The 26,712-nt window shown below is 62.8% G+C and carries 27 protein-coding genes; 19 read left to right on the top strand and 8 right to left on the bottom strand.

Annotated elements, in window-relative coordinates; all coding sequences use genetic code 11:
* Nucleotides 1–52: 52 nt before the first annotated feature.
* Genes coxB through PQV96_RS15485 form a run of 6 tightly spaced genes read left to right on the top strand, consistent with a single transcriptional unit; the run spans nucleotide 53 to nucleotide 4,783 of the window.
* A complete protein-coding gene (coxB, locus tag PQV96_RS15510; RefSeq protein ID WP_273623488.1) occupies nucleotides 53–1,222 on the top strand; it encodes a cytochrome c oxidase subunit II in 1,170 nt (389 codons plus the stop codon).
* Nucleotides 1,223–1,252: 30 nt separating this feature from the next.
* Entirely contained in the window at nucleotides 1,253–2,887 is a 1,635-nt protein-coding gene (gene ctaD, locus PQV96_RS15505) for a cytochrome c oxidase subunit I (protein ID WP_044398020.1), read from the top strand.
* A gap of 10 nt (nucleotides 2,888–2,897) precedes the next feature.
* Complete coding sequence (locus PQV96_RS15500; RefSeq protein WP_211360764.1) at nucleotides 2,898–3,008, top strand: cytochrome oxidase small assembly protein; 111 nt, start codon at nucleotides 2,898–2,900, stop codon at nucleotides 3,006–3,008.
* A gap of 10 nt (nucleotides 3,009–3,018) precedes the next feature.
* On the top strand, nucleotides 3,019–3,636 hold the full coding sequence (locus PQV96_RS15495) for a cytochrome c oxidase assembly protein (RefSeq protein WP_207373506.1): 618 nt from the start codon (nucleotides 3,019–3,021) through the stop codon (nucleotides 3,634–3,636).
* Entirely contained in the window at nucleotides 3,633–3,845 is a 213-nt protein-coding gene (locus PQV96_RS15490; protein WP_273623485.1) for a DUF2970 domain-containing protein, read from the top strand. The genes PQV96_RS15495 and PQV96_RS15490 overlap by 4 nt, the downstream gene beginning before the upstream one ends.
* 56 nt (nucleotides 3,846–3,901) lie before the next feature.
* Nucleotides 3,902–4,783: a cytochrome c oxidase subunit 3 gene (locus PQV96_RS15485; RefSeq protein WP_044398025.1), complete on the top strand. Its 882-nt coding sequence runs from the start codon at nucleotides 3,902–3,904 to the stop codon at nucleotides 4,781–4,783.
* A gap of 112 nt (nucleotides 4,784–4,895) precedes the next feature.
* Here the strand turns inward: PQV96_RS15485 and PQV96_RS15480 are convergent, their stop codons facing one another.
* Nucleotides 4,896–5,117: a twin transmembrane helix small protein gene (locus PQV96_RS15480; protein ID WP_273623483.1), complete on the bottom strand. Its 222-nt coding sequence runs from the start codon at nucleotides 5,115–5,117 to the stop codon at nucleotides 4,896–4,898.
* Between the two features lie 15 nt (nucleotides 5,118–5,132).
* Between PQV96_RS15480 and PQV96_RS15475 the strand changes: the two genes are divergently transcribed.
* The 5 genes from PQV96_RS15475 to PQV96_RS15455 are packed head-to-tail and all read left to right on the top strand — an operon-like array spanning nucleotide 5,133 to nucleotide 9,290.
* The gene (locus PQV96_RS15475; RefSeq protein WP_420482155.1) at nucleotides 5,133–5,900 is read left to right on the top strand and encodes an SURF1 family protein; all 768 of its coding nucleotides are present in this window, start codon (nucleotides 5,133–5,135) and stop codon (nucleotides 5,898–5,900) included.
* The gene (locus PQV96_RS15470; protein WP_207373509.1) at nucleotides 5,842–6,585 is read left to right on the top strand and encodes a hypothetical protein; all 744 of its coding nucleotides are present in this window, start codon (nucleotides 5,842–5,844) and stop codon (nucleotides 6,583–6,585) included. The genes PQV96_RS15475 and PQV96_RS15470 overlap by 59 nt, the downstream gene beginning before the upstream one ends.
* 1 nt (nucleotide 6,586) lies before the next feature.
* Nucleotides 6,587–7,786 carry a COX15/CtaA family protein gene (locus PQV96_RS15465; protein WP_207373510.1) on the top strand — a complete coding sequence of 400 codons (1,200 nt, stop codon included), beginning with the start codon at nucleotides 6,587–6,589 and terminating at the stop codon, nucleotides 7,784–7,786.
* Nucleotides 7,783–8,676 (top strand): heme o synthase, encoded by an 894-nt coding sequence (gene cyoE / locus PQV96_RS15460; protein WP_207373511.1) that lies wholly within the window; start codon nucleotides 7,783–7,785, stop codon nucleotides 8,674–8,676. Before PQV96_RS15465 ends, cyoE begins: the two co-directional genes overlap by 4 nt.
* Before the next feature lie 2 nt (nucleotides 8,677–8,678).
* Nucleotides 8,679–9,290, top strand: coding sequence for an SCO family protein (locus PQV96_RS15455; protein ID WP_207373512.1), 612 nt, complete (start codon nucleotides 8,679–8,681; stop codon nucleotides 9,288–9,290).
* Between the two features lie 72 nt (nucleotides 9,291–9,362).
* Here the strand turns inward: PQV96_RS15455 and PQV96_RS15450 are convergent, their stop codons facing one another.
* From PQV96_RS15450 to PQV96_RS15440, 3 genes are all read right to left on the bottom strand, one after another.
* Entirely contained in the window at nucleotides 9,363–10,370 is a 1,008-nt protein-coding gene (locus tag PQV96_RS15450) for a Bug family tripartite tricarboxylate transporter substrate binding protein (RefSeq protein ID WP_207373513.1), read from the bottom strand.
* A 186-nt stretch (nucleotides 10,371–10,556) separates the two neighbouring features.
* Nucleotides 10,557–11,498 (bottom strand): RNA polymerase sigma factor RpoH, encoded by a 942-nt coding sequence (rpoH, locus tag PQV96_RS15445; RefSeq protein WP_207373514.1) that lies wholly within the window; start codon nucleotides 11,496–11,498, stop codon nucleotides 10,557–10,559.
* Between the two features lie 85 nt (nucleotides 11,499–11,583).
* Nucleotides 11,584–12,003, bottom strand: a complete 420-nt coding sequence (locus PQV96_RS15440; RefSeq protein ID WP_066785559.1) for an Lrp/AsnC family transcriptional regulator — start codon at nucleotides 12,001–12,003, stop codon at nucleotides 11,584–11,586.
* A gap of 124 nt (nucleotides 12,004–12,127) precedes the next feature.
* Here PQV96_RS15440 and PQV96_RS15435 point away from each other — a divergent pair, with 124 nt between their 5' ends.
* Entirely contained in the window at nucleotides 12,128–13,222 is a 1,095-nt protein-coding gene (locus tag PQV96_RS15435; RefSeq protein ID WP_207373515.1) for an ornithine cyclodeaminase, read from the top strand.
* A 203-nt stretch (nucleotides 13,223–13,425) separates the two neighbouring features.
* On the opposite strand, the gene PQV96_RS15430 is transcribed toward PQV96_RS15435, so the two are convergent.
* Complete coding sequence (locus tag PQV96_RS15430) at nucleotides 13,426–16,071, bottom strand: EAL domain-containing protein (protein WP_273623472.1); 2,646 nt, start codon at nucleotides 16,069–16,071, stop codon at nucleotides 13,426–13,428.
* A gap of 140 nt (nucleotides 16,072–16,211) precedes the next feature.
* Complete coding sequence (ftsY, locus tag PQV96_RS15425) at nucleotides 16,212–17,528, bottom strand: signal recognition particle-docking protein FtsY (RefSeq protein ID WP_273623470.1); 1,317 nt, start codon at nucleotides 17,526–17,528, stop codon at nucleotides 16,212–16,214.
* Between the two features lie 28 nt (nucleotides 17,529–17,556).
* Between ftsY and PQV96_RS15420 the strand changes: the two genes are divergently transcribed.
* The 6 genes from PQV96_RS15420 to PQV96_RS15395 all read left to right on the top strand — a co-directional run bounded on the left by PQV96_RS15420 (nucleotide 17,557) and on the right by PQV96_RS15395 (nucleotide 22,780).
* Nucleotides 17,557–19,032: a M16 family metallopeptidase gene (locus tag PQV96_RS15420; protein WP_273623468.1), complete on the top strand. Its 1,476-nt coding sequence runs from the start codon at nucleotides 17,557–17,559 to the stop codon at nucleotides 19,030–19,032.
* Nucleotides 19,033–19,052: 20 nt separating this feature from the next.
* On the top strand, nucleotides 19,053–20,414 hold the full coding sequence (locus PQV96_RS15415; protein WP_273623466.1) for a M16 family metallopeptidase: 1,362 nt from the start codon (nucleotides 19,053–19,055) through the stop codon (nucleotides 20,412–20,414).
* The gene (rsmD, locus tag PQV96_RS15410; protein ID WP_273623463.1) at nucleotides 20,411–21,106 is read left to right on the top strand and encodes a 16S rRNA (guanine(966)-N(2))-methyltransferase RsmD; all 696 of its coding nucleotides are present in this window, start codon (nucleotides 20,411–20,413) and stop codon (nucleotides 21,104–21,106) included. Before PQV96_RS15415 ends, rsmD begins: the two co-directional genes overlap by 4 nt.
* 159 nt (nucleotides 21,107–21,265) lie before the next feature.
* Nucleotides 21,266–21,766: a pantetheine-phosphate adenylyltransferase gene (gene coaD, locus PQV96_RS15405; protein ID WP_044398053.1), complete on the top strand. Its 501-nt coding sequence runs from the start codon at nucleotides 21,266–21,268 to the stop codon at nucleotides 21,764–21,766.
* A 311-nt stretch (nucleotides 21,767–22,077) separates the two neighbouring features.
* Entirely contained in the window at nucleotides 22,078–22,317 is a 240-nt protein-coding gene (locus PQV96_RS15400; RefSeq protein WP_370541244.1) for a hypothetical protein, read from the top strand.
* Nucleotides 22,318–22,429: 112 nt separating this feature from the next.
* Nucleotides 22,430–22,780, top strand: a complete 351-nt coding sequence (locus PQV96_RS15395) for an RNA recognition motif domain-containing protein (RefSeq protein WP_142083682.1) — start codon at nucleotides 22,430–22,432, stop codon at nucleotides 22,778–22,780.
* Between the two features lie 189 nt (nucleotides 22,781–22,969).
* Here PQV96_RS15395 and PQV96_RS15390 read toward each other — a convergent pair whose 3' ends face one another.
* On the bottom strand, nucleotides 22,970–23,953 hold the full coding sequence (locus PQV96_RS15390) for a LysR family transcriptional regulator (RefSeq protein WP_273623461.1): 984 nt from the start codon (nucleotides 23,951–23,953) through the stop codon (nucleotides 22,970–22,972).
* 145 nt (nucleotides 23,954–24,098) lie between these two features.
* On the opposite strand from PQV96_RS15390, the gene lysA reads away from it, so the two are divergent.
* Nucleotides 24,099–25,343, top strand: a complete 1,245-nt coding sequence (gene lysA / locus PQV96_RS15385) for a diaminopimelate decarboxylase (RefSeq protein ID WP_273623459.1) — start codon at nucleotides 24,099–24,101, stop codon at nucleotides 25,341–25,343.
* A 297-nt stretch (nucleotides 25,344–25,640) separates the two neighbouring features.
* On the opposite strand, the gene PQV96_RS15380 is transcribed toward lysA, so the two are convergent.
* Entirely contained in the window at nucleotides 25,641–26,663 is a 1,023-nt protein-coding gene (locus PQV96_RS15380; protein ID WP_273623457.1) for an NAD(P)H-dependent glycerol-3-phosphate dehydrogenase, read from the bottom strand.
* Nucleotides 26,664–26,712: the final 49 nt, after the last annotated feature.

The following is a 26,712-nucleotide window of genomic DNA, read 5'->3' as shown; positions in this document are numbered from 1 at the left end:
TGCAGGCACTGCGGGGATTGGTTAATTTGAGGCTTAGAAGTAAATGAGAACTATGAAGAGCATTTCCAATAAGTTGGCTTCTCTGCTGCTGATGGCCGGTGCATGGCTTGGGAGCGTCGCCCATGCCGTTCAGGACTTGCCCGGAGGCCCTGCGGTCAACCAACTGAACCTGGCCCCGCCAGTCACCAAAATTGCGGAAGAGCAGCACTTTCTGCATTGGATGATGCTGATCATCTGCACGGTGATCTTCATTGCTGTGTTCTCTGTGATGTTCTATTCCATCTGGAAGCATCGCAAATCCAAGGGCGCAAAGTCTGCCAACTTCCATGAGTCTGTGACGGTGGAAGTCGTCTGGACCATCGTCCCCTTCATCATCGTCATCTTGATGGCATTGCCCGCCACCAAGGTGTTGGTAGCCCAAAAAGACACCACCAATGCCGATCTGACCATCAAGGCCACTGGCTACCAGTGGAAGTGGGGCTACGACTATCTCAACGGAGAGGGTGAGGGGTTGGCCTTCATCTCCACCTTGGACAGCAACCATCGCTCCATGTCGGACAGCGGTGATGTGTCCCAAGCCCCTGTCGATTACCTGCTCAAGGTAGACAACCCGATGGTTGTGCCCGTGGGTAAGAAGGTTCGCATCATTACTACCGCTAACGATGTGATCCATGCCTTCATGGTGCCTGCTTTTGGTATCAAGCAAGACGCGATTCCCGGCTTTGTTCGTGACACCTGGTTCCGTGCGGAGAAGGTGGGTGATTACTACGGCCAGTGCGCTGAGCTGTGCGGCAAGGAGCACGCCTATATGCCTATCCATGTGAAGGTGGTTTCGGCGCAAGACTATTCCGCATGGGTTGAAGACCAGAAGAAGAAGGCTGCGGCCAAGCTCGACGATCCTGCGAAGGTCTGGACTCTTGCAGACATGCTCAAGCGCGGGGAAAAGGTGTACGCAGCCAACTGCGCGGCCTGCCATCAAGCCAACGGCAAGGGCGCTGGTCCCATCAAGCCTCTGGACGGTTCCGCCATCGTGTTGGACGCAGACCATGCCAAGCAAATTCAGATTTTGCTCAATGGAGCAGCCAACGGCGCCATGCCAGCATGGAAACAACTGAGCGATACGGACATTGCAGCCGTGACCACTTACACGAAAAACACGTGGTCTAACAAGACGGGTCAACTGGTGCAGCCCGCAGAAGTCGTGGCCCAGCGCAGCAAGTAAACATCGCCCAATCGCATTGAGGAATTCACTATGAGCGCAGTACTCGACAACCACGGGCACGCTGGCGACCACGCACACGACGGCCACGATCACCACCATGCACCTACCGGCTGGCGCCGCTGGGTGTTCGCCACCAACCACAAAGACATCGGCACGCTTTATCTGCTGTTCTCGTTCACCATGCTGATGGTGGGCGGGGTGCTGGCTTTGCTGATTCGTGCAGAACTGTTTCAGCCTGGTTTGCAACTGGTGAACCCTGAGCTGTTCAACCAGCTCACCACCATGCACGGTCTCATCATGGTGTTTGGCGCGATCATGCCGGCCTTTGTGGGCTTCGCGAACTGGATGCTGCCACTGCAAATTGGCGCTTCCGACATGGCCTTCGCTCGCATGAACAACTTCAGTTTCTGGCTGATGATTCCTGCTGCCATCATGCTGGTTGCATCGTTCTTCATGCCTGGTGGCGCCCCCGCTGCCGGCTGGACCTTGTATGCACCGCTGACGCTGCAGATGGGCCCTTCCATGGACGCCGGCATCTTTGCGATGCACATCCTGGGTGCTTCGTCCATCATGGGCTCGATCAACATCATCGTGACCATCCTGAACATGCGCGCTCCCGGCATGACGCTGATGAAGATGCCCATGTTCGCCTGGACCTGGCTCATCACTGCCTATCTGCTGATCGCTGTGATGCCCGTGCTGGCTGGCGCGATCACCATGACGCTGACTGACCGTCACTTCGGCACCAGCTTCTTCAACCCCGCTGGCGGCGGTGACCCCGTCATGTACCAGCACATCTTCTGGTTCTTCGGTCACCCCGAGGTGTACATCATGATCTTGCCGGCCTTCGGCATCATCAGCCAGATCGTTCCCGCCTTCGCTCGCAAGAAGCTGTTTGGTTACGCCTCCATGGTGTACGCCACTTCGTCGATCGCCATCCTTTCGTTCATTGTGTGGGCCCACCACATGTTCACGACTGGCATGCCTGTGACTGGCCAGCTGTTCTTCATGTACGCCACCATGTTGATTTCCGTGCCCACGGCCGTGAAGATCTTCAACTGGATTGCCACCATGTGGCGTGGTTCGATGACGTTTGAAACTCCCATGCTGTTTGCCGTGGGCTTCATCTTCGTGTTCACCATGGGTGGTTTCACGGGCCTGATTTTGGCCATGGCTCCCATCGATATTCAGCTGCAAGATACCTACTACGTAGTGGCCCACTTCCACTACGTGCTGGTGGCCGGTTCGCTGTTCTCGATGTTCGCAGCCTACTATTACTGGGCTCCCAAGTGGACCGGTGTGATGTTCAGTGAAACCCGCGGCCAGATCCATTTCTGGGGCTCGCTCATCACCTTCAACATCACCTTCTTCCCGATGCACTTCTTGGGTCTGGCCGGTATGCCTCGCCGCTACGCCGACTACCCCATGCAGTTTGCTGACTTCAATGCCATCGCATCGGTGGGTGCGCTGGGCTTTGGCCTGATGCAGGTTTACTTCTTCCTGTTTGTGGTGTTGCCCGCCATGCGCGGCAAGGGTGCCAAGGCTCCACAAAAGCCATGGGACGGCGCCGAAGGCCTGGAATGGGAAGTACCTTCGCCTGCTCCATTCCATACGTTTGAGAACCCACCCAAGCTTGACGCGACCGCAACTCGCGTGATCGGTTGAGGAGCCTGCCATGACCCCCGAGCAAAAGAAGAACAACCTGCGCCTGGCGTTGATCCTTGCGTCAGTCGTTGCGGTGTTTTTCATCGGGTTCATGGTCAAGGTGACCTTGCTGTCGCGCTGAGCAACCTGCCATGAGCCTGCGCCGCGAAAACGCCAAGATGGTCGGCAAGCTGGTCGTGATTGCGGCCGGTATGTTCGCCTTCGGCTACGCTTTGATCCCCATCTACAAGCACATCTGCGAAATGACGGGGATCAACATCCTTTCGCTGTCAGAGCGCCAGGTTCCAGGCAACGGCGTAGCCGGCAAGGATGCAAAGCTGCCTGCGAACAGTCAGGTGGACAAGTCCCGCACCATCACGGTGGAGTTCGACGCCAACGCGCGCGGACCTTGGGACTTCAAGCCTGCACAGCGCTCTGTCAAAGTGCATCCCGGCGAGTTGACGACAGTGATGTACGAATTCCAGAACGTGCAAAACCGGCGCATGGCAGCACAGGCCATTCCCAGTTACGCACCGCGTCAGGCCGCTGCACATTTCACCAAGCTGGAATGCTTTTGCTTCAACCAGTACACGCTGGAGCCCGGTGAAAAGAAGGAATGGCCGGTGGCTTTCGTGATTGATCCGAAGCTGTCGAAAGACGTGACCACCATCACGCTGTCGTACACATTTTTCGAGGTGGGTGGGAAAACTCCTGCAGCGCCACAGTCGGTTTCAGTGAACGGTTTCCCTTCGGAAGGCCAAGGCTCATGAGCCGAGACACCACTTCACCGCTGCAACGCAAAGGTTCCCTGTTGCGTACTGTGCGTGCGGTTGCATGGTCCCTGATTGGATTGCGTAAAGGCAGTGAATACGCGCAAGATTTGGAGAAGATCAACCCCATCCACATCATCGTGGTGGGACTGATCGCAATTTTTTCTCTGGTGCTGGCACTCATCGTGCTGGTCAACTGGATTGTGTGACGCAGCGGATTTGCCCCCGGTACAGATAACAACGATTGAGAGAGTCAGGAGCTGAAATGAGTGCATCAACACACGGCACAACACCGTACTACTACGTGCCTGCAGAGTCCCGTCACCCCGTGATGGCTGCTGCTGGGCTGTTCTTCGTGATCCTGGGCGCAGGCCAGTGGATCAACGGACACGAATGGGGCAAGTACTCGCTGGCCCTGGGCTTGGTGTGGTGGCTGTTTGTGCTGTACCAATGGTTCCGTGATGCAGCCCGTGAGAGCGAAGCGGGCTTGTACGGCCGCAAGATTGACCTGTCGTACCGCTGGAGCATGAGCTGGTTCATCTTCTCGGAAGTGATGTTTTTCGGCGCATTCTTCACCGCCTTGTGGTGGGCGCGCGAGCATTCTGTTCCGGCATTGGGCAGCCTCGAAAACTCGCTGCTCTGGCCTGACTTCAAGGCGGTGTGGCCTAGTGTGGCTGCTGGTGCGACGGCCTCTCCTGCAGGCATTGTGGAGCCGTTCCAGACCGTGGGCCCCTTCTGGCTGCCCACGATCAACACCGCATTGCTGCTGACATCGGGCGTGACACTGACGATTGCCCACCACGCATTGCGCGAGAACCAACGCGGCAAGACCATCGCCTTCATGTGGGCTACGGTGTTGCTGGGCATTGTGTTCCTGTTCGTTCAGGGCTACGAGTACTACCACCTTTACACAGACTTGAACCTGAAGTTGTCTTCTGGTGTGTTCGGCTCCACCTTCTTCATGCTGACCGGCTTTCACGGTTTTCACGTGTTCATCGGTATGTTGATGTTGCTATTCATCACGCTGCGTCTGCAAAAAGGCCACTTCACGGCAGACAAGCACTTTGGCTTTGAAGGCGCCGCTTGGTACTGGCACTTTGTGGACGTGGTCTGGCTCGGTTTGTACATCCTCGTGTATTGGATGTAAGCGCAGACAGTCAACAAAAAAGCGCCGCAAGGCGCTTTTTTTGTGGCTTGGCTACTTGGCCTGTCTCGATAAGCGCCAATCCGGGTGGCGTATTCTGATGAGGGTGAGGCGTTCAACGTGTGGTCGGCAGGCCGGTGGGCTGAATGTAGCCCAGCTGCCATGCGGCCAGCAGACACACAAAGAGCAAGATCGACAGCCCCACCCGCACTGCCAATGCCCTGGCCATGCGGTTACCCTTCAGGCCATCGTTGTTGCCATTGCGCATCATGAAAAAGAGCGCAGACCCCAGGCTGACCACAATGCCCACAAATGCCGCAACAACTAGATATTTCATGGAGCTGATTATCCTGTGACGCCCCGTCCTCACGCATCTGGTGTGCTTTTTGTTGTCGTCACCTTGGCCGCACTGGTGGGCGTGGCCATTACTGCGTCACTCGGGCGGTGGCAGTTGGGCCGTGCCGCAGAAAAGCTGGCATACGAGCAAACGTTGACTTCTCGCGCTGCGCTGCCGGCCTTGGATGGGGCGAGCTTGGCAAAGGCTGAAGCGGCGGGCGTTACGGAGGATCTGCGGCATCGCACGGTGGAACTGGAAGGCCTCTGGTTACCCGACCACACCGTGTACCTCGACAACCGGCAAATGCAGGGGCGCCCCGGCTTTTTCGTCATCACCCCCCTGCAACTGCGAGGGACCAGCGCCGTAGTGCTGGTACAGCGCGGCTGGGTGCCACGCAATTTTCAGGACCGAACCCAGGTGCCTGATGTCGTGACGCCGGCTGGGACCGTACAGGTCAAAGGCCGGGTGGCTGCGCCGCCATCGCGGCTCTACGAATTCAGCGCAGGGGACAGTGCACAGGGGTCTTCCCGCATCCGGCAAAATCTCGACCTGGCTGCATTTCGCTCCGCCACGCAACTGCCGCTGCTGGACTTGTCAGTGGTTCAGTTGGGTGAGCCTGGTGAAGGCATGCAGCGCGACTGGCCTGTCGTCTCCTCGGGCGTTGATAAACACTATGGTTACGCATTTCAATGGTTCGGGCTTTGCGGCCTGATTGCACTCCTTTATGTCTGGTTCCAAATCGTCCGACGCTTCATTCGCCCACGCCGCGAGCGTTCCTCCTGAAGTGGCGTCAGAGCACCCCCTGGGTTTGACGGTGCATACCCTGCCCGAGGCCGGAGGGGCGATGGATGCTGCCCAGCGCACCCGACATGGCCGCCTGAAGATGCTGGGGGTGCTGCTGGTCTGTGCTGCACCCGTCATTGCGTCCTACTTCACCTATTACGTGATTCGCCCAGAGGGACGCAGGAACTACGGCGAGTTGATTGAGCCACAACGGCCCATGCCCGCCATGGCTGCCACCACGTTGGAGGGTGGCGACGGTGCGCTGGTGGATCTTAAGGGGCAGTGGCTTCTCGTGAGTGTGGCGGATAGCCAGTGCGATACCGATTGCCAGAAGCATCTGTACCTGCAGCGCCAGCTGCGTGAAAGCGTGGGGCGTGAGAAAGACCGCGTGGACTGGGTGTGGCTGGTGACGGATGACAAAGCCCCTCCGGCAGCCTTGGAGCCTGCCCTCAAACAGGCCCAGGTGCGGCGTGTGGATGAAGCAGCGTTGGCGCAGTGGCTGGCGCCTGCTGCAGGTCAGGCGCTGCGGGATCACATCTATGTGGTGGACCCCATGGGCCACTGGATGATGCGTTTCCCCGCCCGCATGGATGCTGCGGGCGCAGCCAAGGCCAAGAAGGATCTGGAACGCCTGTTGCGCGCCTCTGCATCCTGGGATGAAGCGGGCCGACCCCGGAAGCCCTGACATGGACGCGCAACCTCTGTACGACCTCGCTCCGCTCACCCGGCTCATGCTCCTGGGGCTGCTGATTGCCCTGGGCCCGCTGGCATGGGTGCGCTGGCGCAACCGTGGGGCTTCTCCGCTGCGGCGCCTGCAAGCGCTCACGGTGCTGACTCTGTTCCTTACCTTCGATCTGGTGCTGTTTGGTGCTTTCACGCGCCTGACCGATTCCGGTCTGGGTTGCCCCGACTGGCCTGGCTGCTACGGCAGCGCGAGCCCCGTGGGTGCCCGTGAAGAAATTTCTGCAGCGCAAAGCGCCATGCCCACGGGGCCTGTCACGCACGGCAAAGCCTGGGTGGAGATGATCCACCGCTATCTGGCCACCGGGGTGGGGGTGCTCATCATTGTCATGACGATCTCTGCCTGGGTGCAGTACCGCGCGTGGAAGCGCCAAACTGTGGCGAAAGGGCAGGGCGTTGGGGCTGGACAGCCACCTGCCGGTAGCCCGTGGTGGCCCACGCTGACCTTGGTATGGGTCTGTCTGCAGGGCGCGTTTGGTGCGCTCACGGTCACTATGAAGCTGTTCCCCGCCATTGTGACTCTGCATTTGATCGGCGGGTTGGTGTTACTGGCGCTGCTGTGCGTTCAGGCGGTGCAGCACACCCGGGCGGCCAGTGATCTGCCGCCTGTCGGTTTGAGCCAAGGGATGCGCTGGGCTTTGTGGGGCACGATGGCCTTGCTGGCTGCGCAAGTGATTTTGGGCGGCTGGGTCAGTACCAACTATGCGGTGTTGGCATGCACCACCTTCCCTAAGTGCCAGGGTAGCTGGTGGCCCGCCATGGACTTTGCGCAGGGCTTCCAGATTTGGCGTGAACTGGGCATGTTGCAAGACGGCAGTCACATCAGCTTTGCGGGTTTGACGGCCATTCACTACGTTCATCGCTTGATGGCCTATGTCGTCCTTGCAGCCATGGTGTGGCTCGCGCTTCAACTGCGTCCCTATCTGAAAGCGCAAGCGCATTGGCTGTTGGCGCTGGCTGCGCTGCAGCTGGCCACGGGCTTGTCTAACGTGATTCTGGATTGGCCCCTGCTGGCGGCGGTGCTCCACACCGGGGGTGCTGCCGCATTGGTGGTGGTGTTGACCTGGGCCTTGGCGGCCAGCCGCACCAGCGCCGCCCCAAACGAGATTTCTGCGCCAGCGCGCGCACCGAGAGTGATTGCATGAGTGTTGCCGCCGTTTCCCCTCCGTCGCGATTCGCGCAGTTCTACGCTTTGACCAAGCCGCGCGTCGTCCAGTTGATTGTGTTCTGTGCCTTGATCGGCATGGTGCTGGCTGTGCCGGGCTTGCCCAGTGGGGCGCAAGTGGGCCAGATGGCGCTGGCCAGCCTGGGCATCTGGCTGGTGGCTGGTGCCGCCGCTGCCTTCAACTGCATCGTGGAGCAGGGCATTGATGCCAAGATGAAGCGCACTGCCTGGCGCCCGACCGCCAAGGGTGAGTTGTCTAACCAGGAGACCCTGGTGTTCTCTGCGGTGCTGTGCGCTGCAGGGTCTGCATTGCTATACGTATGGATCAACCCGCTGACCATGTGGCTGACGTTTGCCACCTTTGTGGGCTATGCGGTGATCTACACCGTCATCCTCAAGCCGCTCACGCCCCAGAACATCGTCATTGGCGGTGCCTCGGGGGCCATGCCGCCTGTGCTGGGCTGGTCTTCCATGACGGGGGATGTCGGGCCCGAAGCGCTGATTCTGTTTCTCATCATCTTCCTGTGGACCCCGCCGCACTTCTGGGCGCTGGCGCTGTACCGGGTGGAGGACTACCGCAAGTCAGGCCTGCCCATGCTGCCTGTCACCCACGGCAACGAGTTCACGCGCCTGCAGGTCTTTTTGTACACGCTGATTCTTTTTGCGGGATGCCTCATGCCCTTCGTGTATGGCATGAGTTCGTGGCTCTACCTCGCCTTTGCCGTTGTGCTGAGCCTGGGATTTTGCGGCTATGGATTTGCCTTGTGGCGCAATTACTCCGACGCCCTGGCCCGCAAGACTTTCCGCTTTTCCCTGATTCACCTGAGCGTGCTGTTTGCTGCGCTGTTGGTGGATCACTACGTGATGTGAACATGAACAAACGAAATGCTATTAAATCTGTAGCTGCCTGCGCTTTACTGGCGGGCGCTACAGTGCTTTTTTCTGCTTGCTCTGAGAAGAAGGTGGAATTTCGGGGCGTTGATGTCACTGGCGCCGAATACGCCCGTGATCTGCCATTGACGGACCACAACGGCCAGCAGCGCAGCTTGAAAGACTTCGCGGGCAAGGTGGTGGTGGTGTTTTTCGGGTTCACACAGTGCCCCGACGTATGTCCCACCTCCATGCAGGAACTGGCCGAAGTCAAGCGTTCCCTCGGCGCAGATGGCGATCGCCTGCAAGGCATCTTCGTGACCGTGGACCCTGAGCGGGACACTGCCGAGGTGCTGAAGGCTTATATGGGCAACTTCGACCCCAGCTTCCTGGCTCTGCGCGGCAGCCCCGAGCAACTGGCCGCCGTCGCCAAGGACTTCAAGATCTATTACAAAAAGGTCGAAGGCAAAACAGACACCAGCTACACGATGGACCACTCTGCCGGCAGCTACGTCTACGACCCCGCCGGACGGTTGCGCGTGTACCACCGCTACGGCAGCGGCGCACAGGCCCTGGCCGCTGATGTGGCCACGTTGCTCAAAGAGGCGAAATAAGTTGCAGCGCCCACTGGGGGCGCCCAATCTCAGGGGTTACCTTGGCGTGCAACCCGCAGCGCCCTTATTCCCTTACTCGGCCTTGATGCCCCGCTGCGTAATGATTTGCCCCAGCGCTGCGGTATCTGCCTTGATCCGGTTGGCCAGTCCTTCAGGCGATGTGCCAGCCACTTGCCAGCCTTGCTGGAACATCTTGGCGCGCACCTCTGGCGTGCGGGCAATGTCGGCCAACACCGTGGCCAGCCGCACCTGCAAGGCCTTGGGCATGGTCGCGGGGGCTGCAAAGGCGTTCCAGATCTCCAGTTCAAAATTCTGAATCCCGGCTTCGGCCAAGCTTGGTACATCTGGCGCCAGCGCGCTGCGGCCGGCCGATGTCACGCCAATGGCCCGCAGCTTGCCTGCCTTCACTTGCGCCTGCGCTAGCGCAGGCGGCAGCAGCGCCAGCTGCAACTGGCCGCCCAGCATGGCCGTCGCGACTTGCGGGTAGCCTGCATACGGCACGTGCACGGGGTTGATCCCGCTGCGTGACTTCAGCAGTTCGGTGCCGATATGGCCTACCGTGCCTACCCCAGGGGTGCCATAGCTCCATTGGTCCCCAGCGCTGCGTGCCATTGCCAGAAATTCGCGGGCGCTCGCTGTGGCAGCCACGCCGGGCTGGCTCACTGGTGCAGTCAATACCAGCGGGGATGTGCCCACCAGCGTCAGCGGCGCCAAATCCTTCAGCGGGTCATACGGCACCGCTGGGTTGATCAGCTTGGCAATCGTCATGTTGCCGTTGATCATCAGCCCAATGGTGTGGTCGTCCCGTGCCTTGGCCACGGCATCAGCGCCAATGTTGCCGCCCGCACCCACCTTGTTTTCGACGATGACCGGTTGTCCCAGCGCTTTGGCCAGGGGCTCCGAGAAGGTGCGCGCCGTCAGGTCAGGCGACGAGCCGGGTGGGAAGCCCACGATGATCTTCAGCGGTTTCGTGGGCCAGGGGGCGGCGGCGCTGGGGGCCTTCTGGGCTGCGGCCCATGGTGCCGCCAGAGCCGTCAAGGCCAGAGCAAGGGCAGTGCGACGCGAAAACAGGGATTGCATGGGAGTCTTTCAGCAACAAGAAATACGGTACCCGCCCGGGCCATGGAAAAAGCCCGCCAGTCCGCTGATTTATCTGCTGAAGCAAACCTTTGGGTTCGCCGGGGCAGGATTCAACGGCCTATGAGCGGGCCTAGGGGGCGGCGCAGTGGCAAATGGTAACGTTTGTCCCATCTGCCACCGGGCGAATCAAGCTGCTTCTGTCAGCGCTTTCTTCATCTTCTTCATGGCGGCCACTTCGATCTGGCGAATACGCTCTGCGCTCACGCCATACACGGCAGCCAGCTCATGCAGCGTCATGCCACCCGAACCATCGTCGTTCACCTTAAGCCAACGCTCTTCCACGATGCGGCGGCTGCGCTCGTCCAGGCCTGCCAAGGCATTGGCGATGCCGTCAGAGGCCAGCAGGTCACGCTGGTGCGATTCGATAACGGCCGTGGGCTCGTGCGATACGTCCGACAGGTAAGCGATGGGGCCAAAGGCCTGTTCGCTGTCGTCCGAAGGTGTGGGATCCAGCAGCACATCGCCGCCAGACATGCGCGTTTCCATCTCAATGACTTCTTCGCGCTTCACGTTCAGCTGGGCGGCCACCACATCAATTTCGTGGTCAGACAACGTGTCGCGGTGGGTGGCAGCATCTGCGGCGCTGGCATCCGCCTTGAAACCCTGCTTCATCGAGCGCAGATTGAAGAACAGCTTGCGCTGAGCCTTAGTGGTGGCCACCTTGACCATGCGCCAGTTTTTCAGGATGTATTCGTGGATTTCGGCCTTGATCCAGTGCATGGCGTAGCTCACCAGCCGCACGCCCTGGTCGGGGTCAAAACGCTTGACCGCCTTCATCAGGCCCACGTTGCCCTCCTGGATCAGGTCGCCATGCGGCAGACCGTAGCCGAGGTACTGGCGGGAAATGGAAACCACCAGCCGCAAGTGCGACATCACCAAGCGTCCCGCAGCGTCCACATCGTTGTGTTCCTTGAGCTGGCGAGCGTATTTCTGCTCCTCTTCCTGGGTCAGCAAAGGAAGACGGTTGACGGCGGAGATGTACGCGTCGAGGTTGCCCAACGCAGGCACCAGCGCCCAGGGGTTGGTGGGTGTCAGAGCGGTTGCAGTGGTTCCAGATGAAAGTGTCATGCCGGGAATCCTTTCCTCAAGGGCATTATGTTAGCACTCGATTTGAGAGAGTGCTAAACCCAAAGTTCCCGTCTGGCTTATCTTTTCATCGGTACGTTGTCAGATGGATGCTCGTTTCTGTGCTGCGAATGCCGGAGATGAGGCGGATGCGTTCCAGCACTTGCGACAGCTCACTCATGGAGCGTGCTTCAAGTTCCGCCAGAAGGTCCCAGCGGCCATTGGTGTCGTGCAAGGCCGAGACCCCTGGTTCGCCCAGCAAGCTGGCAATGACCTGTCGCGTCTGGTTGCCTTCAACCAAGACACCCATCCATGCACGGATGCGTTCAGGTTCTGCTTCGGGTTTGAGCCGCACTGTGTAGCCCACGATCACCTGTGTGTCTTCCAGCTTTCGCAGACGGTTGGTCACGGTTCCGCGGGATACGCCGAGCTTGTGGGCCAGGTCGGCGATGTTCATCCGCGCGTTGGCACGCAAGAGGCTGATGAGGGAGTGGTCCAGTTCGTCCATGTATTCAAAATGGTATTGGTTTCTGACATTTTGGCAAAAACGTCTGCAATGCGGTACAAGATTGCCGATTCACTTTGCCATCCGTGCGCGAGACACTTGGCCATCACAACAACGGAGACTGGCCATGACTTTTACCCCTTTGACTTCGCGCACCTCAGAAACGCTGTACCTCAGCGCTCCAGTAGTCGTTGAACTGGTGCGTCGCCAGGGTCTTCGCACCTGTTTGCAGGGTATTGCAGACAACATCCAGGCCGACTTTCTGCGTTGGGCCGACTTTGACAAAACAGCCCGGGTGGCCACCCATTCGCGCCAAGGGGTCATTGAACTGATGCCGATTGCCGATGAGGTGACTTACTCGTTCAAATACGTGAATGGCCACCCGGGCAACACGCGCCTGGGCTTATCTACCGTGATGGCCTTTGGTGTGCTGGCCGATGTGGCCACGGGAATGCCCCTGCTGCTGTCTGAACTCACCCTCACCACCGCATTGCGAACTGCCGCCATGTCTGCCGTGGCAGCGCGCACACTGGCCCGCCCCGGCAGCCGCAGCATGGCGTTGATCGGCAACGGCGCGCAAAGCGAATTCCAGGCCCTGGCTTTCCACCACCTGCTGGGCATCACCGAACTGCGTCTTTTTGATACAGACGATGAGGCCACCCGCAAATTGGTTGCCAATCTGAGCGACCTGGCCGTGGCGGTGCGTGTTTGCACCAGCGTGGCAGAGGCTGTGCGTGGTGCCGATATCGTGACCACTGTCACGGCCGACAAGGCCAAGGCCACCATCATTACGCCCGACATGGTGGAGCCCGGCATGCACATCAACGCGGTGGGTGGTGACTGCCCCGGCAAGACCGAGCTGCACCCAGATGTACTGCGTGGCGCCGCCGTGTTTGTGGAATATGCCCCGCAGACACGTGTGGAGGGCGATATCCAGCAAATGCCTTCCGACTTTGCGGTGACGGAGTTGTGGGAGGTCCTCTCTCAGCGCCAGGCAGGCCGCACCAGCGCCGCCCAGGTCACCGTGTTCGACTCGGTCGGTTTTGCTTTGGAGGATTTTTCTGCGCTGCGCTACATGCGCGACACGGCCCTGGCGTTGGGAATGGGCGAGCGCATGGCGCTGGTTCCGGCGCTGGACGATCCCAAGGACCTGTTTTCACTCCTGCGGCAACCCACACTGGCCGGGCGCTTGCAGCACTTGCCCGAGATGGCTGAGGCCTGAGGAAAGAGCGGGGGCGTGCTGGTGCTGATACCGGCGGCCTAGGGATCCTCTGCACAAATCACCGCGCAGTGTGCGTCTGCGGCCTCGGGCGGTCTGCTGCGTTGCAAATCCTCGCAATAGCTACAGCTATTGCTGCGTTTTGCGCCTGGCAGCCCATCCCGATCCGTAGCGCACACTTTCCGCTCGATTGGTGCAGACGATCCCTAGCGGCTCAGCATGGCCCGCTCGAAATCTGTGTGAGGCACCGGGCGACCAAAAAAATAGCCCTGGAAGGCCCGGCAGCCGTGTTGGAGCAGGAAGTGGTGGTGCTCTTCGGTCTCCACCCCCTCGGCAATCACGTCCAGCCCCAGGCTGTTGGCCAAGGCGATGATGGAACGTGCAATGGCCGCATCGTTAGGGTCCACCAGTGCATCGCGCACGAAGCCTTGGTCGATTTTGATCTGGTCTAGCGGCAGCCGCTTGAGGTAGCTCAGCGATGAGTACCCGGTACCAAAGTCGTCCAGCGAGAAGCCCAGGCCCAGCTCGCGCAGCGCCAGCATGGAGGTGATCACGCCTTCCACATTTTTCAGCAGCAGGCTCTCGGTCAGCTCTAGCTTGATGTGTGTAGGGTCGGCCCCCGTGAGCTGAAGCAGGCGGACCACCTGGCTCACGAAGTCATCCTGGTGAAACTGGCGCGCACTGACGTTGATCGACAGCGTGAGGTGGGCGAGTTGGGGGTGCTGGCGCCACTGTGCTTGCTGCCGCAGGGCGGTTTCCAACACCCAATGCCCCAGCGGTACGATCAGGCCGGTGTCTTCCGCTAAGGCAATGAATTCACTCGGGGACACCATGCCGTGCTCCGGGTGTTGCCAGCGCACAAGGGCTTCTGCCCCTGCGATACGGCCGGTTTCGTCCACCTGGGCCTGGTAGAGCAGCAGAAACTGGTTTTGCCGCAGACCGTTGTGCAGTTCTGCTTCCAGAGTGGCCCGGCGGTTCACGGCCTGCTGCATGTCCGGGTCGAAAAAGCGCAGCGTGTTGCGCCCCGCGTCTTTCGCGCGGTACATCGCCATATCGGCCTGTTTAAGGATTTCGTCCACGCTGGTGCGCTGCCCGTGCAACAGCGTGATGCCGATGCTGGCTGAGCAATGGTGTTCGTGCCCAGCCAAGTCGTAGGGCTGCGCCAGGTGCGCGCGCAGCATTTCGCCCAACATGCGGGCCTGGCCTGCGGCCTCGGTGGGGTCGGTGCCCAGGTTTTGCAGCACCACCACGAACTCGTCCCCACCCAGGCGCGCCACGGTATCGAGTTCGCGCACATGGCTCTTGAGGCGGCGCGCCACTTCCGTCAGCAGCATGTCGCCCACCTCATGCCCGCGTGTGTCGTTCAGGGTCTTGAACTTGTCCAGGTCTACAAACAGTACGGCAGATGCCATTCCCGTGCGGCTGCTGCTGGCCAGCACCTGCTGCAGCCGGTCTACCAGCAGGCGGCGGTTGGGTAACTCGGTCAGGGCATCGTAAAAAGCAAGGTAGCGGGCTTCTTCTTCAGCCGCCTTGCGGCCCGAAATGTCGATGTCGATGCAGAACATCTCTGGCGGCTGGCCCGGTATGTGGATGTAGGCGTGGCTGGAAAACACATCGACCAGGCTGCCGTCCTTGCGCTGCAGTTGCAGTTCGCCTGCCGGAATCACCTCGCCGGTGGCAAACATGTGTTCCACGTTGCTGCGCACGGTGTCGCGCATCACGGGCGGGATGATCAGATCAAACAGGTTGCTGCCCATGGCTTCATCGGCGGTGTAGCCATACAGCGCTTCTGACGCCTTGTTCCAGTAACTGGTGGTGCCGTCTTCCAGATAACCCTGCACCGAGATGGACGGTATGTTCAGCAACAGGGAGCGAAAGCGCAGCTCCGACTCGCGCAGGGCCGCTTCGGCACGCTTGCGGTCGGTGATGTCGCGTGCCAGCAGCACCACGGCTTCCTGGCCCTGCACGGGCACGCCCAGCGGCTGGGTGCGCCCCTCGAATTGACGCACGCCATCCAGGGTGCAGATTTCATATTCAAGGGTTTGGGTGCGGCCGGTGCGCAGGGTTTCGTGGATGAGTTCCAGGAAGCGCTGTGCCTGGTCGGCAGGCAGCACATCGCTCAGGTGCTTGCCCAGCAGGTCGCTGGCGTTGGCGACCAAGGCGGCCTTGTCGCTAGAGAGCACTTCCTGGTAGCGCCCGTTGCGGTCCAGCACCAGCAGCACGTCAGGAATGGCTTGCGTGATGGCGCGCAGCCGGGCTGAGCTGTCGCTCAGCGCCCGGTCGGTTTTCAGCCGCTCCTCCAGGTCTTTCAGCGCGGTGCCCAGCAGCAAGGTGGCCACCGTGAAAATGGCGATGAAAGGCAGGGCCACCATCTCATTGATGCGCTGCACAACCGGCGCAGGCAAAAGCTGAAACGCCCCCACCACCGCCACATGCACCACCAGTCCGAAAAGCAGCAAGGTGCGGGGCCCCACGTCCAGCTTGCCGCGCTGGCGCGCATAGCGGTACAGCAGCCCCAGCGACACGCAAATCACCACCACCAGCAAACCGACCCCCATGCCAGCGCCGCCCAGCCAAAGGCGCCATGCCATGGTCAGGGTGCCGGCAATGATGGCCACCAACGGCCCGCCAAACAGGCCCGCCATGCTGAGCACGACCGAGCGAGCGTCAAAAATCACGCCAGGCATCAAGACCAGGGGCATCAACATGCCCACGACGCAGATGCCGCCGAACAGCACGCCCGAAACGATTTGCCCGACCAGGGGCTTTTGCCGCCAGAGCCGGATGTTGACGCCGTGCAAAAAGCACAGCGCCAGCAACAGTGCAACGCCTTTGATCAGTTCAAGGAACATGGGCTTCGGGCTGGGTGGGATACAAGCCCATCATCCGGGGGAAGCCACATTTTGTAAACGGAATTCGTGCGCGCGCCGTGGCGTTGTGGCGGCGTGCACCCGTGGCGTCAGCCGGGGCGCCACGGTAGCTGCTCAATAGATCAGGACAGCAGGGCCTGCGCGAACTCGCGCGCGTTGAAGGTTTCCAGGTCTTCCAGCTTCTCGCCCACACCGATGAAATACACGGGGATGGGGCGTTCCTGCGCAAGCGCGGCCAGCACGCCCCCCTTGGCGGTGCCGTCCAGCTTGGTGACGACCAGGCCGGTGAGCTGCAGTGCATCGTCAAAAGCGCGCACCTGTGCCAGCGCGTTCTGGCCGGTGTTGCCGTCAATCACCAGCAGCACCTCGTGCGGGGCGGTGGCGTCGGCTTTGGTCACCACGCGGCGGATCTTTTTCAGCTCCTCCATCAGGTGCAGCTGGGTGGGCAGGCGCCCTGCGGTGTCTACCAGCACCACGTCCTTGCCACGGGCCCTGCCGGCGGTCACGGCGTCAAAGCTCACGGCAGCGGGGTCGCCGCCTTCCTGGCTCACGATCTCGACGGTATTGCGGTCGGCCCACACGCCCAGCTGTTCGCGCGCTGCGGCGCGGAAGGTGTCGGCTGCGGCCAGCAGCACGCTGGCCCCTTCATTGGCCAGGTGCTTGGTGAGCTTGCCAATCGACGTGGTTTTGCCTGCACCGTTGACACCAGCCACCATGATGACGGTGGGCGTGTGCTCGCCAATCACCAGGGCTTTTTCCAGGGGACGCAGCAAGTCTGCCAGCGCGTCGGCCAGCAGGCCCTTCACGGCGGCGGGGTCGGTGGTCTTGGTTTCCTTCACGCGGCGCTTGAGGTCTTCCAGCAGGTGCTGGGTGGCCTTCACGCCCGTGTCGGCCATCAGCAGGGCTTCTTCCAGCTCTTCGTACAGCGCATCGTCGATTTGCGTGCCGGTGAACACGGTGGCGATGCTGGAGCCGGTCTTGCGCAAGCCCGCTTTCAGGCGGTCAAGCCAACCTTTGCGTTCCGCTACCACGGGGGCTGGGGCAGCAACGGGTTCTGGTGCCGGTGAGGGCGCTGGCGCAAAGACAGGCGCTGGCACCACAGGAGGGGCGACCGGGGCGGGCGCCGGGGCGGCTTCCTTCGCCACGGTAACCGCCGGCTGCACAGGGGGCGCAACGGGCGGGGCGACCGGGGCTGGCTCCACGGGCGCGGCATCCACGGCAGGCGTGGGTGTGGGCGCAGGGGCGCTGGCGGGGGGCTTGGCGGAAAACGGGTTGCGCAGCCAGCCAAAGCTGCCTGTGGCCGGGGCGGCGGCGGGGGGCGCGGCGGCTTCAATGGGGGCGGGCGTGGCTGGCGGGGGCGTCACGGGCGCGGGCGCGGGTGCCGGGGCATCAGCGACTGCGGGCGGGGGGGCGGGCTTTTTCTTAAAAAAACTGAACATTGGCGGGTTCTTAGAATCACTGCATTCTATGAAACGCGCTTTCACCCTACTCGGCCTGTTGGCCAGCATCAGCGCCGGGGCCGCCACCAATGTGGCTGCACCGGGTTCTTCACCCCTTGTGGCCCAGGCCGCAGCTACCGCGCCAGTGCGTGCGGCAGCGGCCGACAGCCCGCGCACCAACGCGGCAGGCGCCCAGCTTTTCACCCTGGCCAATGGCATGCAGCTCATCGTGCAGCCGGACCACCGCGCACCCACGGCCGTGCACATGGTGTGGCTGCGCGTGGGCTCGATGGACGAGGTGGATGGCACCTCGGGCGTGGCCCATGTGCTGGAGCACATGATGTTCAAGGGCTCCAAAACCGTGGCTCCGGGCGATTTTTCACGCCGTGTGGCGGCCCTGGGCGGGCGAGAAAATGCCTTCACCAGCCGCGACTACACCGGTTATTACCAGCAGATTCCCGCCCAGAAGCTGGAAGACGTGATGCGGCTGGAGTCTGACCGCTTTGCCAACATGCACTGGCCTGACGAAGAGTTCAAGAAAGAGATCGAAGTCGTCAAGGAAGAGCGCCGCCTGCGCACCGAAGACCAGCCCCGTGCCCTGCTGGCCGAGCAGCTCTTTGCCACCACCTTCAACGCGTCGCCCTACCGCCGCCCCGTGGTCGGATGGATGAGCGACCTGGACGCCATGACGCCTGCCGACGTGCGCGCCTTCCACCGCCAGTGGTACACGCCCACCAATGCGGTGGTGGTGGTGGCCGGTGATGTGCAGGTAGACAAGGTGCGCGCCCTGGCGGAGAAATACTACGGCTCCTTGCCCGCACACGCGGTGCCCGAGCGCAAGCCCCGCACCGAGCCCGAGCAGCGCGGCCTGCGCCGCATTGCCGTGAAGGCACCTGCCGAGCAAGCCTATGTGGCCCTGGCGTTCCGCGTGCCATCCCTCACCCGCGTGCAGGATTTGCAGGCCAGCGACCGCGACGCGCTGGCGCTGCTGGTGCTGTCGGCCGTGTTCAGCGGCTACGACGGCGCCCGGCTGGAGCGCGCGCTGACCCAGGGCGAGCAGCCCGTGGCCGACAGCGCAGGCAGCTCCGCCATGATCACCGGGCGTGGGCCCGCGCTGTTTTTGATGACCGGTGTGCCCGCGGGTGGCAAGACCGCCCAGCAGGTGGAAGACGCACTGCGCGCCGAGCTGGCCCGCGTGGCCCGCGAGGGCATCAGCGAGGCCGAGCTGGCCCGCGTCAAGACGCAGTGGATCGCTTCCACCGTGTACGAGCGCGATTCCGTGCAGAACCAGGCGCAGGAATTGGGCAGTAACTGGGTGCAGGGCTTTCCGCTGGATGCCGAAGAGCGCCTGCTGACCCTGCTGCGCACCATCACCGCCGAAGAAGTCCAGGCCGTGGCCGCCAAGTATTTTGGCGACGACCAGCTCACCATTGCCACGCTGCTGCCCCAGCCGCTGGAAGGTGCCCGCAAGCGCCCCGCGCCCGCTGCTGGCGCCCGCCATTGAACCGGACCAGGATTTGTCACATGATTGCTATTAAAAAAGTAGCTGCTAGCGCTTTATGTGCTTGCGCTGGGGCCATTTTTTATGCTCCATCTGCCTGGGCGCTGCTGCCCATCCAGCACTGGACGGAGCCCAACGGCGCCAAGGTGTGGCTGGTCGAAAGCCCCGTCATCCCCATGGTGGATGTGCAGGTGGACTTCGATGGCGGCAGCCGCCGCGACCCCGCCGAAAAATCTGGCCTGGCCAGCGCCGTGGCGCTGATGGCCTCCAAGGGCGTCAAGGGCGGTAAAGAAGGGCAGGGCGCCGAGCCCGCGCTGGACGAGAACGCCCTGGGCGAAGCCTGGGCCGACCTGGGCGCTGGCTTTGAAGCCGGGGCCGACAACGACGCGCTGCGCTATTCGCTGCGCTCATTGACCGACGCGCCCCTGCTGGACCGCGCCGCCCGCCTGGCCGCCCGCCAGATGGCCGAGCCCAGCTGGCCCGCCGACATCTGGGCGCGGGAGCGTGCCCGTTGGTCCGCCAGCCTGCGCGAAGCCGCCACCCGCCCATCTACCGTGGCGGGCGAGGCCTTCGCCGCCGCCGTGTACGGCAATCACCCCTACGGCCAGCGCACCACGCCCGAAACGCTGGCGCGCATTTCCGTGGACGACATGCAGCGCTTTCACGCCCAAACGGTGGCCGCTTGCCGCGCCCGCGTGAGCATCGTGGGGGCGGTGAACCGCACGCAGGCACAAGAGCTGGTAGCCAAGCTGCTGGGCCGTCTGCCCGCTAGCAGCGGCAACTGCGCGCCCCTGCCTGCCGTGCCTGAGGTGGAACCCCTCAAAGCCCCAGCCGAGCAGGCCATTCCCTTTGCCTCGGCCCAGGCCCATGTGCTCATCGGTCAGCCCGGCTTTCCTCGCCGCGACCCGGACTTTCTGGCACTGCTGGTGGGCAACCACATCCTGGGCGGCGGCGGTTTCGTTTCGCGCCTGACGGAAGAGGTTCGCGAAAAGCGCGGCCTGAGCTACAGCGTCTACAGCTACTTTGCGGGCGGCCTGCACGCTGGTGCCTTCACCATCGGCCTGCAAACCCGGCCCGACCAGGCCGCCCAGGCCGTGAAGGTGGCACGCGATGTGGTGCAGCGCTTTGTGGCCGAAGGCCCCACCGAGGCCGAGCTGCGCGCCGCCAAAGACAACCTGATCGGCGGCTTCGCACTGCGCATCGACAGCAACAAGAAGCTGCTGGGCAACGTGGCCAACATCGCCTGGAACGACCTGCCGCTCGACTACCTGGATCACTGGACGCAAAAGGTCGAAGCCCTCACTGTGGCCGATGTGCGCGCCGCCATGGCCCGCAAGCTGCAGCCCGAGCGCATGGTCACCGTGGTGGTGGGGGGCAAGCCATGAGCCGTTCCACCCTCAAAACCAGCGCCATCAACGCCGAAATCCGCAAGGCCCAGGCCGCTGCCGCCGCGCCCGCTGCCCCGGCGGGCAAAAAGGCCACGGGCAAAGACAAGCCCGCTGCCGCAGCACCCAAAGGCGCGGGCGAGATCCGCATCATCGGCGGTGCCTGGAAGCGCACCCGCCTGCCCGTGGCCCAGCGCCCGGGCCTGCGCCCCACGCCCGACCGCGTGCGCGAAACCCTGTTCAACTGGCTAGGCCAGGACCTGAGCGGCTGGCGCTGCCTGGACGCCTTTGCCGGCACCGGCGCGCTGGGGTTTGAAGCCGCCTCGCGCGGCGCCGCCAGCGTGCAACTGGTGGAAAGCGATGCCGCCCTGGTTGCCCAGCTGCACACCCTGCAGCAGCGCCTGCAGGCCACCGCCATGCGCGTGCAGCGCGGCGATGGCGTGGCGGCCCTGAAGCAAGCCGCGCCCGCCAGCCTGGACCTGGTGCTGCTCGACCCGCCTTTTGACAGCAATTTCTTCACCCCCGCCCTGCAGGCTGCTGCCCAGGCGGTGGCCGCCGATGGCTTCGTCTACCTGGAAGCCCCCCGCGCCTGGGCCGACGAAGAGCTGGCAGTCTGGGGCCTGGCGGTGCACCGCCACCTCAAGGCCGGTGCGGTGCATGCCCACCTGCTGCGCCGGGTGGGGTCGCTGTAATTGCTCTTGTTTTGATAGCTGCTTGCGCTTACCCATCAAGCGCTAGCGGCTGTTTTCTTTGCATTGCAGCGCCCATGTTGCAGTGCACTGCATAATGCGCCCCAGCGGCCGGGAATGCCCGGCCAACGCCCCATTTCGCCAGACAGGAGACAACCCGCCATGGCCAACAACGTTCTCGCCGTGTACCCCGGAACCTTCGACCCCATCACCCTGGGCCATGAAGACGTGGTGCGCAGAGCCACCCAATTGTTCGGCCAGGTCATCGTGGCCGTGGCCGCGGGCCACCACAAGAAAACCCTGTTCAGCCTGGAAGAGCGCATCGAGATGGTGCGCGAGGCTACGCGCCAATATCCGCAGGTGCAGGTTGAGAGCTTTTCGGGTTTGCTGCGTGACTTTGTGGTGGCGCGTGGTGGCAAGGCCATGGTGCGCGGCTTGCGTGCCGTGACCGACTTTGACTACGAGTTCCAGCTCGCCGGCATGAACCGCAGCCTGATGCCCGAGGTGGAAACCGTCTTCCTCACCCCCAGCGACAAGTACCAGTTCATCAGCAGCACCTTTGTGCGCGAAATCGCCGTATTGGGCGGCGAGGTGGACAAATTCGTCTCGCCCGCCGTGCAGCAGCGCCTGGCTGCCAAAGTCCAGGGAATGGCCGCAGGGTGAGTGTGCCCCGCGCATCACCGGCGGCCGCTGAGTCGGGTGGTGCACGCCGCGCCGCACGGGCGGGAGGACGGCGTTTTAAAACTTTAGAGAATATTGGCTGGACTTTTTATGTTTACAGCCATATACTCCACCCCATTGCAGTGACGTTGCGCGGGTTCCGCGCAGTTCTTGCAACGCCAGCCCGGTGGTTTCAGCCGCCCGCACTGGCCGCCTTTTGCGACATCCTTGTCGCCCAGTTGGACTGTAGAGCTGCAGCCAGCTGTGATCCCTTGATGCTCACGCAACCCGGCCCGGGCTTGCGTTTCCCCTGAATGCACCCAATTTCCAAGACAGCCATCTCCATGGGCCAGTACGTCGTTTCGCCCGCGACACACCCGACCGATTGCGGCCGCTTCCGCGCCTCGTTCTCCGTCCAGCGCTCCCAAAGCAACGGTGGTTATTGCCGCGTGTTTCGCTTTGACAAGACCTTTGCCTCCCCCGAAATCGCCCGGCTGTTTGCCGTCACCCAGGGTTGGTTGCAGGCGTGCATGTCCCGCCCACCCGTGTGCTGACCAGCCCCTTCGCTGCGTGCCTGCCGGGCCATCGCAGCGCAGTCCCCGATTCGCATCCCATTTCTTCCCTGCGTGCCCTTCGTTGCGCGCTTCTCCATAGAAAGACATTTCCATGAGCACCAAAATTTATGTGGGCAACCTGCCTTACTCTGTGACCGATTCCAGCCTGCAAAGCAACTTCGCCGAATTCGGCGGCGTTTCTTCTGCCAAGGTCATGACAGACCGCGAAACCGGCCGTTCCAAGGGCTTTGGCTTTGTGGAAATGGCTTCCGCAGAGGTCGCCCAGGCCGCCATTGATGCGCTGCACGGCATGTCCGTAGATGGCCGCACGATTGTGGTGAACCTGGCCCGCCCCCGTGAAGCCGGTGGCGGCGCTGGCGGTTACAACGCTGGCGGTTTCACTGCCAGCAAGCGTGCCGATGTGGGCTACGGCAATGGCGGCTACGGCGGCGGCCGGTACTGATCCCTGCGCGGGGTGTCCCGCGCTGCCTGCACACACCGGCCCTGGAGGCCGGTTTTTTTATGTCTGCGAACAGCGTGGATGGGGCATTGGGCCCTGTGCGTCCAGGAATAAGTTTGCTATCAAAATAGTAGCTGCTTGCGCTTTCTCAATAAGCGCTAGAAGCACTTTTTGTTAAAAATTTTCGGCGCGTCAATTCGCAGGCTGGCTCAGCAAACGCTGCAGTGCGGCGGTCACTTCCTGCGCTTGGGCCTCTAGGGACTGCAGCAGCGGCTGCGCTTCGGGCAAGGCTGGGCGGTACAGCGGCAGCAAAGCGTTGATGCTGAACGGCACGGAAAACCCCAGCCTGCGCACCACCAGCCCCGACCCCGCCATGGCCAGCGCCGTGAGCGGGTTGACGATGGCCAGCCCCAGGCCTTGCTGCACCATGGCGCACACGGCCACGGCGCTGTGGGTTTGCAGGTGCAGCTGGCGCGCCACGCCAGCCTCGGCAAAGCGCGCGTCGATCTGGCGGCGGTAGGGGTCGTCGGCAGACAGGCTCACAAACGGCTGGTTTGCAAAGTCCTGCACCTGCAGCACGGCCTGGGCTGCCAGCGCGTGCCCGGCGGGCAGCACGGCCACCTCGTCCAGCGTCAGCAGCGGCACCGCCTGCACACCGGGGGGCGTGGCGGCCTGTTCGCTCAGGCCCAGGTCAAAGCGCTGGGCACTCATCCATTCTTCCAGCAGCGGTGATTCTTGTGGGGTGATGGATACGCGCAACTGGGGCTGCGCCTTCAGCATCCGCGCAATGGCACCGGGCAGCAGGGCGTGGGCGAGGGCGGGAAGGCACAGCACCGAAAGCTGCGCCTCGTGCGACTGGCCCAGGGCCACGGCCCGCTCCACCACGCGCTCCAGCCCCTGCCACGATCGCTGCACCTCGTCCCACAGCGCCAGCGCACGGGCGTTGGGGCGCAGGCGGCCTTGCAGGCGTTCAAACAGCGGGTAGCCCAGCAATTGCTCCAGCCGGGCCAGCTCGCGGCTCACGGTGGGTTGCGAGCTGTGCAGCAAGGCGGCCGCGCTGGTCACGCTGCCCGCCGTCATCACGGCGCGAAACACCTCGATGTGCCGGTGGGATACCAGGGCGGCCTGCGCATCGGTGGCGTTATGGGCTGGCGTGGGTGGGGGGGCGGAGTTCATGCGAAAAGCATATCCGCAATGAATGGGTTCTGGAATTATTGGTATTGGACTGAATGAATAGGGGCAGGCATGATCGCACCCATTCACTGCACACCCAGCGTGGTGCGTTGTCCTTCAGATTTCAGCGTTTTTCGGAGTTTTCGCCATGTCCAACCCCTTCACCCCCGCCCAGTTGTGGTCCCTGGCCGACCAGTTCGGCACGCCCCTTTGGGTGTACGACGCGGCCACCATTCGCCAGCGCATTGCGCAGGTGTCCAACTTCGACACGGTGCGCTTTGCGCAAAAGGCCTGCTCCAACATCCACATCCTCCAACTGATGCGCGAGCAGGGCGTCAAGGTGGATGCCGTCTCGCGCGGCGAAATTCTGCGTGCGCTGGCAGCGGGCTTCAAGGCCGGTGGCGAACCGTCTGAGATTGTGTTCACCGCCGACCTGTTCGACGCGGCCACGCTCGACTGCGTGGTGGAGCACGGCGTTCCTGTCAACGCAGGCTCCATCGACATGCTGCGCCAGTTGGGCCCCCGATCCAAGGGCCATGCGGTGTGGCTGCGCATCAACCCCGGCTTTGGCCACGGCCACAGCAACAAGACCAACACGGGTGGCGAGCACAGCAAACACGGCATCTGGCACACCGATTTGCCGCTGGCACTGCAGACCATCCGCGAGCAGGGCCTGACGCTGGCGGGCCTGCACATGCACATTGGCTCGGGCGTGGACTATGGCCACCTGGCCGAGGTGTGCGGCGCTATGGTGGAGCTGGTACGCACGGCGCACGCGGCGGGGCATGACCTGCATGCCATCTCGGCTGGCGGCGGCCTGTCCATCCCGTACCGCGCGGGCGATCCCGTCATCGACACGCAGCATTACTTTGGACTGTGGAATACCGCACGCCAGCAGGCCGAGGCCATCGTGGGCCACAAGCTGGGGCTGGAGATTGAACCCGGCCGCTTCCTGGTGGCCGAATCGGGCGTGCTGCTGGGCGAGGTGCGTGCCACCAAGAATGCGGGCAACAACCACTTTGTGCTGGTCGATACCGGCTTCAATGAGCTGATGCGCCCCTCGATGTACGGCAGCTTCCACGCCATGAGCGTGCTACGCCGCGATGGCAGCCAGGGCGCGAGCCAGCCCACGGTGGTGGCGGGGCCGCTGTGTGAATCGGGCGACGTGTTCACCCAGGGCGACGGTGGCGTGGTGCTGCCGCGCGACCTGCCTGCGGCGCAGGTGGGGGATCTGCTGGTGATCCACGACACGGGGGCCTACGGCGCTTCGATGTCCTCCAACTACAACACCCGCCCGCTGGTGGCCGAGGTGCTGGTGGATGGCGCGGAGCACCGCCTGATCCGCCGCCGCCAGACGGTGGAGGAGTTGCTGTCGCTGGAGCTGGGGCTGTAACGATCGCGGCGCGGTAGGCACCCGCCTACGCGAAGGCGCTGCCCCGGCGCACAAGGCGGCGCTCGGTGGGCGAATAAGGTGGAGGCACTGATTTCAGTGACCGTTCTTTTTACAGGAGACCCACCATGCCTATCGTTCTTTGGTTGCTTGGCGTACCGCTTTCCGTCGTGCTCTTGCTCATGCTTTTTGGCGTGTTCTGAGCACAGTCCCCGAAGGGGCCCGCCCAATGAAAAAGCCGCACCGTCTGCTCGCGCAGGCCATGCGGCTTTTTTGTGTGTGCGAGGAGCAGGGTGGGGTTCAGCCGCGGTTCGCAAACTCGGTAGCGGGGTCGCGCCCCATCAGCGTGGCCACGGCTTCAGGCGGGCTCAACCGGCCATCCAGCAAAGCCACCACGGCGCGGGTGATGGGCATGTCCACCCCCAGCGCTTGTGCGCGCTGCGCCACGGTGCGCGCGCAGTAGACCCCTTCGGCCACATGGCCCAGAGATTCCACTGCTTGCGCCAGAGTGTGGCCCTGGGCCAGCAGCATGCCCACCCGCCGGTTGCGCGAAAGGTCCCCCGTGGCGGTCAGCACCAGGTCGCCCAGGCCTGACAGCCCCATGAACGTATCGGGCCGCGCGCCCAGGGCCAGGCCCAGGCGGGTCATCTCGGCCAAGCCGCGGGTGATCAGGGCTGCCCGGGCGTTCAGACCCAGCGCCAGCCCATCGCACAGGCCGGTGGCTATCGCCAGCACGTTCTTCACCGCGCCGCCCACTTCCACGCCTACGATGTCTTCGTTGGCGTACACGCGCACGCTGGGGCTGTGGAAGGCGGCGACCAGTGCTTCGCGCACGCTGGCATGTTCGCTTGCGGCGACGAGTGCCGTGGGCTGGTTGCGGGCTACTTCCTGCGCAAAGCTGGGGCCGCTGAGCACGCCCGAGCGCAAGGTGGGTGCCACTTGCGCGCACACTTCGTGGGCCAGCAGGCCTGCGTCAGCGGCCTGTGCGCCGGCGGACGATTCAAAGCCCTTGCACAGCCAGGCCACGGGCATGCTTAGGCCTTGCAGTGCCTTCAACATGCCGCGCAGCGCAGCCATGGGGGTGGCCACGATGGCCAGGTCGGCGGCGTGGCACGCGGCCACCGGGTCGCCGCTGGCCACCTGCAAGGCGGGCGGCAAGGCCATGCCCGGCAGGTAGTGCACGTTTTCGTATTGCGTTTGCATGGCGCTGGCCTGCGCCGGGTTGCGTGCCCACAGCGTGACCTGGTGGCCCGCCGGGTGCTGTGCCGCGCTCATGGCCACGGCCGTGCCCCATGCGCCTGCGCCGAGTACTACGATTTTCATAGCTGCTTACGCTCTTGTATCAAGCAAAAGGGGCCCGAAGGCCCCTCAT

This window comes from Acidovorax temperans (assembly GCF_028596105.1).
Taxonomy (GTDB): Bacteria; Pseudomonadota; Gammaproteobacteria; order Burkholderiales; family Burkholderiaceae_C; genus Acidovorax; species Acidovorax temperans.
This window is presented reverse-complemented; position numbering and strand designations above follow the sequence as displayed.